Here is a 12,402-nt window from a genome sequence, read left to right on the forward strand (position 1 = left end):
GCGGAGAGGCCGCTCACCGGGGACTCAGCCTGGCGCCGCGGCGCCACCGGAGCGAAGCGGAGGTGGCGGCGTGAGCGGTTCGGAGCGAAGCGGAGAGGCCGCTCACCGGGGACTCAGCCTGGCGCCGCGGCGCCACCGGAGCGAAGCGGAGGTGGCGGCGTGAGCGGTTCGGAGCGAAGCGGAGGTCGTGTGAGCCTCGTCATCGATGCGCGGGGGAAACGGTGCCCGCTGCCGGTGATCATGCTGGCCAAGCTCGCCGCGCAGCAGGAGCCCGGCACCGAGATCGCGGTGCTGGCCGACGACCCGGCCGCGGCGATCGACATCCCCGCCTGGTGCCGGATGAAGGGGCATTCGTTCGTGTCCACCGAGGGCGACCGCCACACGGTGCGGCTCTAGACCGGCACCGCGACCCGGTCGACCTCGTGCAGCGTGATCCGGCCGCCGGTCGCGCTACCCCGTGTCACGGACCGCTCACGCGGCCGGCGCCCCCGCGCGGAGGCGGCGGATCAACAGGTACGCCTCGCAGCCCAGGCACAGCCCGAAGAAGCCGTTGAGGAACGCGGCGACCAGGGCGAACGCGGCGAAGACGATGCCGAGCACGGTCGCGCCACTCAGGTAGCCGGCCACCGTGACCACGGTGAAGAACAGCCCGACGGCCTGGGCGAAGCGGACCGGGGCCGGGTCCTCGCGCTCGGCCGGCGGGGCCAGGCGCGGGGCGACGAGGTAGCGGTAAAGCAGCGCGTACGGGGTCCGGCGGGGGTCGTAGGCGCCGATGGCGAAGATCACAGCCTGGGCGAGCGCCAGCCAGCCGGAGCCGGTGAGCAGGACGACCACGAAGACGACCGTGGTGATCATCGCGGCGAAGCGGGGGCCGCGCGGGTCGAGGCCGGGGGCGGTCATGCGGCGAGCACCTCCGTGACGGACCGGCGCAGGTCGGCGCGGTCGGGGACGCCGACGGTGCGGCGGGCGACGCGGCCGTGGCGGTCGACGATCAGCAGGGTCGGCAGCCGCCAGATGTCCAGCGACTTCACGGCCTCGAGGTGCTCGTCGGCGTCGACTTCTACATGACGTACCGCCGAAAGGTCTTTCGCCAGGTCGGCGCAGACGGCCCGGACCTGCCGGCACGGGGCGCAGGTGGCCGAGGTGAAATGCAGCAGGGTGACACCGGTCGAACCGGCGTCGGGCAGCAGGCCGGGCGGCAGATCGCCGCCGGAGGCACGGAGGCGACCGTAGCGGGCCCGGTAGACCAGGCCGGCCACGGTCGCCGCGGCGAGCACCGCCAGGACCACGTACGTCACGGCGGCAACGATACTCGCAACCCTACTTACTCGATAGGGATAGACTTCTCATAGGGATAGGTCCGTCACGCAGGCAGGAAGGCGCGGATCTCGTCGGCGGCGGTCTCGCCGTAGGTGTCCGAGATGCGCTTGGCGAACTCGTCGCGCTGGACCGTGTACTCCTGCGGGCCGACGGTCTCCAGGACCAGGGCCGCGACCATCGAGCCGACCTGGGCGGCGCGCTCCAGGCTCAGCCCCCATGACAGGGCGGCGAAGAAGCCGGAGCGGAAGCCGTCGCCGACGCCGGTCGGGTCGACGGTCTGCACGCCCCGGATCGCCGGCACGCGGATCTCCTCGTCGAGCTTGCGGCTGCGGATGACCACGCCGTCCTTGCCCAGCGTGGTGATCACGATGCCGACCCGGTCGAGCAGGTCCTCGGTGGTCAGGCCGGTCTTGCTCTCCAGCAGTTCCTTCTCGTACTCGTTCGTGAGCAGGTACGCGGCCCCGTCGACGAGCTTGCGGATCTCCGAGCCCGGCATGATCGCGAGCTGCTGGGAGATGTCGGCGGCGAAGGCGATGCCCCGCTCGCGGCACTCCTCGGTGTGGCGGATCATGCCCATCGGGTCGTTGGCGCCGATGATCACCAGGTCGAGGCCGCCGAGGCGGGCGGCGACCGGCGAGAGCTCGATGTTGCGGGCCTCGGACATGGCGCCCGCGTAGAACGAGGCGATCTGGTTCATGTCGTCGTCGGTCGTGCACACGAAGCGGGCGGTGTGTGCGACCTCACTCACCAGGATCGAGTCGCAGTCGACCCCGTGGCGGGTCAGCCAGCTGCGGTAGTCGGCGAAGTCGGCGCCGACCGCACCCACGAGGATCGGGCGCAGGCCCAGCAGGCCCATGCCGAAGGCGATGTTGGCGGCGATCCCGCCGCGCCGGACCGTGAGGTCGTCGACGAGGAACGACAGCGAAACCTTGTGCAACTGGTCGGCCAGGAGCTGCTCCGCGAAGCGGCCCGGGAAGTGCATCAAGTGGTCGGTCGCGATCGAGCCGGTGACGGCGATCTTCATAGGAGAACCTCGATGGTCGGGCGGGTGAGAGCCTCGACAGCCTACCTTGAGGACGCCGAACGGCCGCCCGGACGTAACCGGACGGCCGTTCAGGGAATTCGGGTCAGTGGAACGAGTCGCCGCAGGCGCACGAGCCCTGGGCGTTGGGGTTGTCGATGGTGAAACCCTGGGCGTCGATACGGTCGGCGAAGTCGATCGTCGCGCCGGTGAGGTAAGGCACGCTCATGCGGTCGACGACGACCTCGAAGCCGTCGTAGGTGCTGACCTTGTCCCCGTCGAGCGCACGCTCGTCGAAGAAGAGCTGGTAGCGCAGGCCGGAGCAGCCACCGGGCTGCACCGCGACGCGCAGCCGCAGGTCGTCACGGCCTTCCTGCTCGAGCAGAGCCTTCACCTTGAGAGCGGCATCCGCGGTCAGGCCGATGCCGGCCGGATTGTCCGTCTGAACGGGCTCGGCAAGCTGCGAAGCGGTCACGATCAAGCTCCCTGCGGTGATGTCTACAGTTCCTCGAAGGTCAACGCCACGGCCTGCGAGGGCATTCCCGTCCCATAGTGACACGACTTTCTGCTAGCGGCTCCACTGGCGGGCGAGGCGTTGTCCGAGTTCACGCAGCCCGTCGGCCGGGCGCCGCATCGCCTCGGCGACGCTGCCGAAGTGCTCCACCAGCGAATGGGACTCCGTGACGCCGATGGACGCGGCCTCCCGGCGGCCGGCGTCGACCCGCCCGGCGAGCACCACACAGGGCACGCCCAGATCACGGGCCGCGTTGGCCACACCGGCCACGACCTTCCCGCGCAGCGACTGCTCGTCGAAGGAGCCCTCCCCGGTCACGACCAGGTACGCCCGGTCGAGCTCGTCGTCGAGGCGGGTGAGGCGCCGCACCAGCCCGATGCCGGACTCGACCCGCCCGCCGAGGGCCAGGACCGCGGCGCCGAGGCCACCCGCCGCGCCCGCGCCGGGCCGGTCGGCCAGGCCGTCCGGACAGGACGGAAGAGTCTGCAGTACCTCCGCGAAGCGCGCCAGCGCCCCGTCCAGCGCGAACACGTCCTCCCTGCTCGCGCCCTTCTGCGGGCCGTAGACGGCGCTCGCGCCGTGCAGGCCCAGCAGCGGGCTGTCGACGTCGGTGGCGGCCACGAGCGTCGCCGCGCGCAGCCGGGGCACCCCGCCCAGGGCGGTGCACGCCGCCAGGGCGGCGCCGCCGTACGGCAGCGCGTAGCCGGCCGCGTCGAGCGGGGCGGCGCCGAGCGCGGCGAGCAGGCCGGCCCCGCCGTCGTTCGTCGCGCTGCCGCCGAGCCCGACGACCACCTCGCGGGCGCCCGCCTCGACCGCGGCGAGCACCAGCGGGCCCAGGCCGAAGGTCGTGGTGTGGGCAGGATCACGTTCGTGCTCGGCGAGCAGGTGCAGGCCACAGGCCTCGGCGCTCTCCACGTAGGCGGTCTCGCCGTCGAGCAGCACGTGCCCCTCGACCGGCCGGCCCAGCGGGTCGGTGGTCGGCACCGCGAACCGCTTCGCGTCGGGCAAGGCCGCGGCCAGCACCGCGCCGAAGCCCGGGCCGCCGTCGGAGAGCGGGCGCAGGACCAGCTCGTCGCCGGGCTTCTCGGCCAGCCAGCCGGCGGCGAAGGCCTCGGCGACCTCCGGGGCGGAGATCGTGCCGGCGAACTTGTCCGGGCACACGAGCACGCGCATCCGGCCATTGTGCACGTCACAGTCGCGGGGGTGACGCACCGTGCGACGATCGGTACGTGACCTGGGCTGAACCATCGTCAACCGCCACCGCGCTGCTGCTGCTGGGCCGCGGCACCGACCCCGACACCGAAAAGGGCGTCGAGTGCCCCGGCGACCTGCCCGCCCCGAGCGACCCTGACCTGGTCGAGCGCGCCCGCGCCGCCAAGGCCGCCCTCGGCGACCGCGTCTTCGTGCTGGGGCACCACTACCAGCGCGACGAGGTGATCCAGTTCGCCGACGTGACCGGCGACTCCTTCAAGCTCGCCCGCGAGGCCGCCGCCCGGCCCGACGCCGAGTACATCGTCTTCTGCGGCGTGCACTTCATGGCCGAGAGCGCCGACATCCTCACGACCGACCGCCAGAAGGTCGTGCTGCCGGACCTGGCCGCGGGGTGCTCGATGGCCGACATGGCCGTGCTCGCGCAGGTCGAGAAGGCCTGGGAGCGCTTCACCGAGCTGGGCATCGCCGGCGACGTGGTGCCCGTGACCTACATGAACTCCTCCGCCGACATCAAGGGCTTCGTCGGGCGCAACGACGGCGTGGTCTGCACCTCGTCGAACGCCGAGACCGCCCTGCGCTGGTCGTTCGAGCAGGGCAGCCGGGTGTTCTTCCTGCCCGACCAGCACCTCGGGCGCAACACCGCCGTGCTCAAGCTCGGCCTCGAGCTGTCCGACTGCGTGCTCTACGACCCGCACAAGCCGGGCGGCGGCCTGACCGACGAGCAGCTGCGCGACGCGAAGATGATCCTGTGGCGCGGCCACTGCTCGGTGCACGGGCGCTTCTCGCTCGACGCCGTCGAGGACGTGCGGGCCCGGGTGCCCGGGGTCAACGTGCTCGTCCACCCCGAGTGCCGCAACGAGGTCGTGACCGCGGCGGACTACGTGGGCTCGACCGAGTACATCATCCGCGTGATCGACGACGCCCCGGCCGGATCGGCCTGGGCCGTCGGCACCGAGCTCAACCTGGTCCGGCGCCTGGCGCTGGCGCACCCGGACAAGCAGATCATGTTCCTGGAGCGCAACGTCTGCTACTGCTCGACGATGAACCGCATCGACCTGCCGCACCTCGTGTGGGCGCTCGAGGAGCTCGTCGCCGGGCGGGTGCCGAACCAGATCACCGTCGACCCCTCCACCGCGCACTACGCGCGGGTCGCGCTCGACCGGATGCTGGCGCTGCCGTAACCGCGATCGGATCATCACCCTGTGTGGTGATCCGTGTCGGAGTCCCGTCTTCGTGCCAGCGCTGACGTGCGGCCGACTTTTGCATGCAGTAGATGTGGATATGCTGCGCGGGCGACGCGGTGCGCGATCCGCGCTCCCGTAACGCTGCGTGTCAGCGTCAAGCTTCTTCGTTCCTGCCTGCAGGAGGGTTTCCGTGACCAACTACGACGCCGGTGAGGTCCTCACCGTGCACGGCGGCACGCCGCTCAACGGCGAGCTCCGTGTGCGCGGGGCCAAGAACCTCGTCTCCAAGGCGATGGTCGCCGCGCTGCTCGGCGAGACCCCGAGCCGGCTGTACGACGTCCCCGAGATCCGCGACGTCGAGGTGGTCACCGGCCTGCTCGAGCTGCACGGCGTGAAGGTCACGCGCGGCGCCACCGACGGCGAGCTGGTCTTCGACACCTCCGACGTGGAGTCGGCGAACGTCGACGAGATCAACGTGCACGCCGGCTCCAGCCGCATCCCGATCCTGTTCTGCGGCCCGCTGCTGCACCGCCTCGGCCACGCCTTCATCCCCGACCTCGGCGGCTGCAACATCGGCGGGCGCCCGATCGACTTCCACATCCAGGCCCTGCGCGAGTTCGGCGCGGTCGTCGACAAGTCCGAGAAGGGCATGGACATCACCGCGCCCGACGGGCTCAAGGGCGCCAAGCTGGAGCTGCCCTTCCCGTCCGTCGGCGCGACCGAGCAGATCCTGCTCACCGCGGTGCGGGCGGAGGGCGTCACCGAGCTGCGCAACGCGGCCGTCGAGCCCGAGATCATCGACCTCATCTGCGTGCTGCAGAAGATGGGCGCGATCATCAAGGTCCACACGGACCGGGTCATCGAGATCCAGGGCGTGCCGCGCCTGGTCGGCTACAGCCACCGGCCGATCCCCGACCGCATCGAGGCCGCCAGCTGGGCCGCGGCCGCGCTGGCGACCCGCGGCGACGTGTTCGTCAAGGGCGCGCGCCAGGTCGACATGATGACCTTCCTGAACCTGTACACGTCCGTCGGCGGCGCGTTCGAGATCGACGACACCCCCGGCGAGGGCGGCATCCGCTTCTGGCACCCGGGCGGCGAGCTCAAGGCCGTGGCCATGGAGACCGACGTCCACCCCGGCTTCATGACCGACTGGCAGCAGCCGATGGTCGTGGCGCTGACGCAGGCCCGCGGCCTGTCGATCGTGCACGAGACCGTGTACGAGCGGCGGCTGGGCTACACCGCGGCGCTCAACCAGATGGGCGCGACGATCCAGACCTACCGCGAGTGCCTGGGCGGCACCCCGTGCCGCTTCGGCCGGCGCAACTTCATGCACTCGGCGGTCATCGCCGGCCCGTCCAAGCTGCACGCGGCCGACCTGGTGATCCCCGACCTGCGGGCCGGGTTCAGCCACCTGATCGCGGCGCTCGCGGCCGAGGGCACCTCCCGGGTCTACGGCGTGAAGCTGATCCAGCGCGGGTACGAGGACTTCGAGGGCAAGCTCAACGCCCTCGGCGCGCACGTCGAGCTCGGCTGAACAGCACTTCGAGGGATTTCGGCTGAGACGTAGCCGACGCTGCTGATCTTTCGCGGCGTCGGCTACCCTTCGTGTCGTGCCGTCGCTGTTTCGTCGTAAGCCAGAAGTGCCCGCCTCCGTCGTCATGTCGGAGCCCGAGCCGGAGGTGGGCCCCCGGGGTCACACCCCGAGCAAGCGCGACCAGGGCCTGAAGACGCCCAAACGCGTCATCGCCGGACGCCGGATGCCCGAGCCGCCCGCCGCCGATCGCAAGGAGGCCGCCAAGCGGCTCCGCGAGAAGCAGCGGCAGGAGCGCGTCGAGGCCCGCGAGGGCATGGCCGCCGGCGACGAGCGCTTCCTGCTCGCCCGCGACAAGGGCCCCGTGCGCAAGCTGGTGCGCGACATCGTCGACTCGCGGCGCACGATCGGCACCTTCTTCTTCGGCACCACGTTCCTGGTCATGCTCGTGGGCTTCAACCGCAACCTGAACTCGAGCATCTACTACGCGGCCAACGCGCTGTTCTTCGTCATGTTCCTGGCCACCGCGGTCGACGGGTTCATGATCTCGCGGACGGTGAAGAAGCTCGTCCGGCAGCGCTTCCCGGACGCGAAGGACCGCATGGGCTCGCTGTACCTCTACGCGATCATGCGCTCGATCTCCTTCCGCTTCATCCGCAACCCGAAGCCGCAGGTCAAGATCGGGCAGGCCATCTGACCCACCGCAGCACGCGGACACGTTTCGGCGGCGACGGTGGCGTCGGGAGGGTGCTAGGCCGTACCCTCCCTTCGCGACCGGACCACAGTTTTCACCGGGTAGCACGTGGCGGGCGCCGGTGCATGCGTTGTGCCGGAGTGTGGCGAGGAGAGCGAAGCTGTGAGCGACGAGTACCCGGGGGAAGAGCCGGGAACCGCCGCGCCCACCTGGGCGGCCGTGCCGACCATGCCGTGGGGCCAGCGTGGGCCCGAGCAGCGCCGCGACGAGCCCGAACCACGCCGCCGCGGCTCGCGTGAACACGGCCCGGACCAGGGCGAATACGAGCAGCACGGCTACGACGGCCCGCGCGCCCACGACGACCGCGCCCGGGGCGAGCGCCGGCGTGACGAGCGCGGCTACGACGACCGCCGGGCCCGTGACGAGCGCGGCCGCGACGACCGTCAGGGCCGCGACGACCGTGACCGTGCGTATGGGGGCCGCGGGTACGACGACCGCCGCGAGCGCGACGAGCACCACCGGCGCGACGAACCCCGCCGGGGCCACGACGACCGCCGCGATCCCCGCGAGTTCGACGACCGGCGCGACCCCCGCGGCTACGAGCGCGACCCCCGTGAGTACGACCGGGACCCGCGCGAGTACGAGCGCGATCCCCGCGACTTCGACCGGGACCCGCGCGACTACGACCGGCGCCCCCGTGAGGACCCGCGTGGCTACGACGACCGGCGCGGCCACCCGGACCAGGGCGGTTACCGCGACCCGCGCGACTCCCGGGACCCCCGCGGTCGCGATCCGCGGGAGCAGGGGCGGCCGGGGCCGGGCACCGCGTACGGGCGGCCCCGCAGCCGGGCCCTCGACGAGCCGACCGACGAGGTCCCCCGCGTGCGCCGCGACGCGCCCGGGCACCCGCGCAACCCCCAGGGCAGCGCGCCGGCGGCCGGGCGGTCGTCGGGGCGGGCCAGCGTGGGCGGCGTGGGCGGCGTGTACGGCTCGCCCCGCAACGCACCGATCAGCGGCGCGCCGGTCAGCAGCGGGCCGCTGAGCAACGCGCCCGTGAGCAGCGGCCCGCTGAGCAACGCCCCCGTCAGCAGCGGACCCCTCAGCAACGCCCCGGTGAGCAGCGGCCCGCTGAGCAACGCCCCCGTGAGCAGCGGACCCCTGAGCAACGCGCCGGTCAGCAGCGGCCCGCTGAGTGGCGGACGCCACAGCGGCGCGCCGCTCGGCAACCCGCCGGTCGGCAATGCACCACACGGCAACGCACCGTTGAGCAACGCCCCCGTCAGCGGCGGGCCGCTCAGCAACGCCCCCGTGAGCAGCGGCCCGCTGAGCGGCGACCCACTGAGCGGACCCCTCGGCAACACGCCGCTGAGCAGCCCGTCACTGAGCCCACCGCTCGGCAACGCGCCCGTCAGCAGCGGTCCCCTCAGCAACGCCCCGATCAGCGCCGCCCCGGTCAGCTCCGGGCCGCTGCACCAGGAGAACTCGTTCTTCGGGGCGCCGCCGGCCGAGGACCTGCTCCCCGAGGCGCCCGTCAGCGGCGCCGGCGAGGCGGAGGGGTCCGGCATCCGGGTCGAGTTCGTCGAGGCGCCGCCGCCCGCGGTCGCCTCCGGCACGGCCATGGGCACGTACCAGTCGGGCCGGGTCACCGGGGCCGGGGTCGACGGGCTGCAGGCGACCGGGTACCTGCCGATCGTGCGCCCCGGGGCCGAGGGCTTCCCGCCCGAGCTCGCCGCCATCGCGCCGACGTCGCCGCCCGGGCCGCGGGCCGAGCCGGCCGAGGAGCGCGGGCCCGACCCGGAGCAGGTGCTGGCCGGGTTCGTGTGGCGGTTCGACCCCGACACGCTGCGGGAGCAGATCGAGGGCGACGAGGTGACGCAGCTCACCGACATCCGCGAGCAGCTCACCGCGAAGCTCAACAAGGTCGAGGACAACCCGACCCGGGCGCGGCTGCTGAGCCTGCGCGCGGTCGTCTCGCGCATCCTGGGCGACCTGCCGAAGGCGTTCGCCGACGGCAAGCTCGCACTGGCCCACGCGGAGGCCACCGGGGAGCTGCGGCGCATCGCGATCGCCCAGGCCCGCCTGGCCCACGTGCTGCAGTGGCGGGAGGAGTTCGAGGAGGCCGACCGGCTGTTCACGCTGGCCAACTCCTCCGAGCTGCCCGACCGGCTGCGGGCCACGATGCACCAGCACTCGGGGCGGTGCGCGTACGACCAGGGCCGGTACATGGAGGCCTGCAACCACTTCGAGCGCGCGCTGGACCTGCGCAAGGAGGAGGACCCGGAGCTCATCGCGCAGACCGAGCTCGCGCTCGACGCGGTGTTCCGGCGGGTCGCCGAGAAGGGCTGGGGGCCGTACCCGCGCAGCCGCGAGGAGATCCTGCAGATCCGCCGGGCCCCCTCCCCCGCGTTCGACGAGCAGACCCAGCGCTGGGGCTACATCGAGCCCGACGGCAACTTCGTGATCGGGCCCGGGTACCTCGACGTGCAGCCGTTCCGCGACGGCGTGGCGTGGGTCCAGCGGCAGGGCGCCCAGACCTGGGAGCTGATCGACGACTCGGGCCGGGTGCTCATCGAGCCGTCGGCCGGGTACAGCGGCGTCGGGAGCTTCTCCGACGGCGTGGCCTGGGTCTCGCGCGACGGTACCAACGGCTGGATCGCGATCGACAAGAACAACACGGTGCTCATCTCCACCGGCTTCGACGACGTGCGGCCGTTCCGCCGGGGCGTCGCCGCGGTGCGCCGCGGGCCCTACTGGGGCGCAGTCGACCCGGCCGGGCGGATCGTCGTGCAGTTCCAGTACGACGGCTTCGCCACCGCGCTGCTGGACGGGCGCTACATCGACGGGTTCAGCGACGAGGGCCTCGCCGTCGTGTCCCTGGACGGGCGCAAGGGCGTGGTCGACCGCTCCGGGCGGGTGCTGGTGCCGCCGGTGCACCACACCATCATGATCCATCCGGTGGCGTTCCTGATCGTCGACGACGCCCAGCGGTGGGGCGCGCTGGACCGGCGCGGGCGGACCATCATCCAGGCCACGTTCGCCAGCCGGACCGGGGTCACCGACGAGATCGACCGCCTGCTCGCCGACACCCGGCCGGTCATGTAGCACGCAGCCGGGCGATAGGGTCGGAGCATGGAGTTTCGACACCTCGGCCGTTCCGGGCTGCTCGTCAGCGAGATCTCGTACGGCAACTGGATCACCCACGGCTCGCAGGTCGAGGCCGAGCAGGCCACCGCATGTGTGCACGCCGCCCTCGACCTCGGCATCACGACCTTCGACACCGCCGATGTCTACGCCGGGACCCGCGCCGAGACGGTGCTGGGCGACGCGCTGAAGGGCCAGCACCGCGACGGTCTGGAGATCTTCACCAAGGTCTTCTGGCGCAGCGGGCCCGGGCGCAACGACAGCGGCCTGTCGCGCAAGCACATCATGAAGTCGATCGACGGCTCCCTGCGGCGCCTGCAGACCGACCACGTGGACCTTTACCAGGCCCACCGGTTCGACTACCACACGCCGCTCGAGGAGACCATGGAGGCCTTCGCCGACGTGGTGCGCTCCGGCAAGGCGCTCTACATCGGCGTGTCGGAGTGGCGGGCCGAGCAGATCCGGGCCGCGGCCGCGCTGGCCAAGGAGCTGCGGATCCAGCTGGTGTCGAACCAGCCGCAGTACTCCGCCCTGTACCGCGTCATCGAGGCCGAGGTCGTCCCGGCCTGCGAGGAGCTCGGGCTCGGCCAGGTCGTCTTCTCGCCGCTGGCCCAGGGCGTGCTCACCGGCAAGTACAAGCCGGGTCAGCCGCCGCCGGCGGGCTCGCGGGCCACCGACGAGAAGTCGGGTGCGGCGTTCATCTCACGGCTGCTGCAGGATGACGTGCTGGCGGCGGTACAGCAGCTGCGCCCGCTGGCTGAGCAGGCCGGATTGTCGATGGCCCAGCTCGGGGTGGCCTGGGTGCTGCAGAACCCCAACGTGTCGTCGGCGATCGTCGGCGCGACGCGGCCGGAGCAGCTCGAGGACAACGTCAAGGCGTCCGGGGTGAAGCTCGACGCGGAGCTGCTCAAGCGCATCGACGAGTTGCTGGACCCGATCGCGCAGCGGGACCCCGGGCTGACCCAGAGCCCCGCCGAGCGGCCGTAGTTTCAGTAGCGGTCCCAGAACCGGAACAGGTGCAGGCCCAGGGAGGCCTGGTAGGACGGGAGTCCTATCAGGTCCCCCAGCCAGTACACGACATCGAAGAAGTAGCCGTTGATCTTCGGTGACCAGAGCAGCGCGATGAGGATGAGCATCCCCCAGGGCGCCATGTGGTTGAAGCCGCGCTGCCACTGCGGGGACAGCCACGGGTAGATCAGGTTGCCGCCGTCGACGCCGGGGATCGGCACGAAGTTGAGCACGCTCGCCGTCAGCTGCAGGAAGGCCAGGAACGCGAGCCCCGCGAAGAACACCGGGTGCTCGCCGGTGTCCAGGCCGAACGTGAACGGCAGCACCAGCAGGATCGCCAGCACCAGGTTCATCGCCGGGCCGGCGAAGCTGATCAGGCTGTCGACGAACCGGCTGCGGATCGCGCCGTGGTTGACCCACACCGCGCCGCCGGGCAGGCCGATGCCGCCCAGGATCACGAACACGAGCGGCAGCACGATCGACAGCAGCGGGTGGGAGTACTTCAAGGGGTTGAGCGTCAGGTACCCGCGGTGTGCGATGTCGTCGTCGCCGCCCTTGAACGCGACCAGGGCGTGCGAGTACTCGTGCAGGCACAGCGAGATCGCCCAGCCCGCCGCGACGAAGAGGAAGACGTTGAACTGCGCGTCTCCGAAGTCGGCCCAGGCCATCCAGCCGCTGACCGCCAGCAGCGCGATGAGCCCGAGGAAGATGGCGCTCGGCCGGAACGCCTCCCGGGGCAGCCGGCCGACCCGGCTGCCGTATCGCCCGTACGACACG

At 71.9% G+C, this 12,402-nt stretch carries 12 protein-coding genes; 6 read left to right on the forward strand and 6 right to left on the reverse strand.

The annotated features are described in order from the left end of the window. Nucleotides 1-189: 189 nt before the first annotated feature. Nucleotides 190-396 carry a sulfurtransferase TusA family protein gene (locus AB0B76_RS23900; RefSeq protein ID WP_360378936.1) on the forward strand — a complete coding sequence of 69 codons (207 nt, stop codon included), beginning with the start codon at nt 190-192 and terminating at the stop codon, nt 394-396. A 75-nt stretch (nt 397-471) separates the two neighbouring features. Here the strand turns inward: AB0B76_RS23900 and AB0B76_RS23905 are convergent, their stop codons facing one another. From AB0B76_RS23905 to AB0B76_RS23925, 5 genes are all read right to left on the reverse strand, one after another. After that, nucleotides 472-900, reverse strand: a complete 429-nt coding sequence (locus AB0B76_RS23905) for a DUF4395 domain-containing protein (RefSeq protein WP_360378938.1) — start codon at nt 898-900, stop codon at nt 472-474. Next, nucleotides 897-1,298 carry a thioredoxin family protein gene (locus AB0B76_RS23910; RefSeq protein ID WP_360378941.1) on the reverse strand — a complete coding sequence of 134 codons (402 nt, stop codon included), beginning with the start codon at nt 1,296-1,298 and terminating at the stop codon, nt 897-899. The genes AB0B76_RS23905 and AB0B76_RS23910 overlap by 4 nt, the downstream gene beginning before the upstream one ends. A 65-nt stretch (nt 1,299-1,363) precedes the next feature. Continuing rightward, complete coding sequence (locus AB0B76_RS23915; protein WP_360378944.1) at nt 1,364-2,344, reverse strand: carbohydrate kinase family protein; 981 nt, start codon at nt 2,342-2,344, stop codon at nt 1,364-1,366. 103 nt (nt 2,345-2,447) lie between these two features. After that, nucleotides 2,448-2,816, reverse strand: coding sequence for an iron-sulfur cluster assembly accessory protein (locus AB0B76_RS23920; RefSeq protein WP_350552481.1), 369 nt, complete (start codon nt 2,814-2,816; stop codon nt 2,448-2,450). Nucleotides 2,817-2,909: 93 nt separating this feature from the next. After that, nucleotides 2,910-4,028 carry a glycerate kinase gene (locus AB0B76_RS23925; protein WP_360378948.1) on the reverse strand — a complete coding sequence of 373 codons (1,119 nt, stop codon included), beginning with the start codon at nt 4,026-4,028 and terminating at the stop codon, nt 2,910-2,912. 56 nt (nt 4,029-4,084) lie between these two features. Here AB0B76_RS23925 and nadA point away from each other — a divergent pair, with 56 nt between their 5' ends. The 5 genes from nadA (at nt 4,085) to AB0B76_RS23950 (ending at nt 11,604) form a co-directional block, all read left to right on the forward strand. Further along, nucleotides 4,085-5,248, forward strand: a complete 1,164-nt coding sequence (gene nadA / locus AB0B76_RS23930) for a quinolinate synthase NadA (RefSeq protein WP_360378951.1) — start codon at nt 4,085-4,087, stop codon at nt 5,246-5,248. A gap of 193 nt (nt 5,249-5,441) precedes the next feature. Then, a complete protein-coding gene (gene murA, locus AB0B76_RS23935; RefSeq protein ID WP_360378954.1) occupies nt 5,442-6,785 on the forward strand; it encodes a UDP-N-acetylglucosamine 1-carboxyvinyltransferase in 1,344 nt (447 codons plus the stop codon). 76 nt (nt 6,786-6,861) lie between these two features. Beyond that, entirely contained in the window at nt 6,862-7,479 is a 618-nt protein-coding gene (locus AB0B76_RS23940) for a DUF3043 domain-containing protein (protein WP_360378956.1), read from the forward strand. A 159-nt stretch (nt 7,480-7,638) separates the two neighbouring features. Next, a complete protein-coding gene (locus tag AB0B76_RS23945; protein ID WP_360378958.1) occupies nt 7,639-10,578 on the forward strand; it encodes a WG repeat-containing protein in 2,940 nt (979 codons plus the stop codon). Between the two features lie 27 nt (nt 10,579-10,605). Next, the gene (locus AB0B76_RS23950; RefSeq protein WP_360378961.1) at nt 10,606-11,604 is read left to right on the forward strand and encodes an aldo/keto reductase family protein; all 999 of its coding nucleotides are present in this window, start codon (nt 10,606-10,608) and stop codon (nt 11,602-11,604) included. 2 nt (nt 11,605-11,606) lie between these two features. On the opposite strand, the gene AB0B76_RS23955 is transcribed toward AB0B76_RS23950, so the two are convergent. Further along, entirely contained in the window at nt 11,607-12,401 is a 795-nt protein-coding gene (locus AB0B76_RS23955) for a site-2 protease family protein (RefSeq protein ID WP_360378964.1), read from the reverse strand. Nucleotide 12,402 lies beyond the last annotated feature (1 nt).

The organism is Dactylosporangium sp. NPDC049140 (assembly GCF_040648435.1).

Bases quoted from the DNA above. Each gene is read 5' to 3' on its own strand.
- AB0B76_RS23950 (WP_360378961.1), top strand. From the start codon at position 10,606: ATGGAGTTTCGACACCTCGGCCGTTCCGGGCTGCTCGTCAGCGAGATC.
- AB0B76_RS23925 (WP_360378948.1), bottom strand. From the start codon at position 4,028: ATGCGCGTGCTCGTGTGCCCGGACAAGTTCGCCGGCACGATCTCCGCC.
- AB0B76_RS23915 (WP_360378944.1), bottom strand. From the start codon at position 2,344: ATGAAGATCGCCGTCACCGGCTCGATCGCGACCGACCACTTGATGCAC.
- AB0B76_RS23905 (WP_360378938.1), bottom strand. From the start codon at position 900: ATGACCGCCCCCGGCCTCGACCCGCGCGGCCCCCGCTTCGCCGCGATG.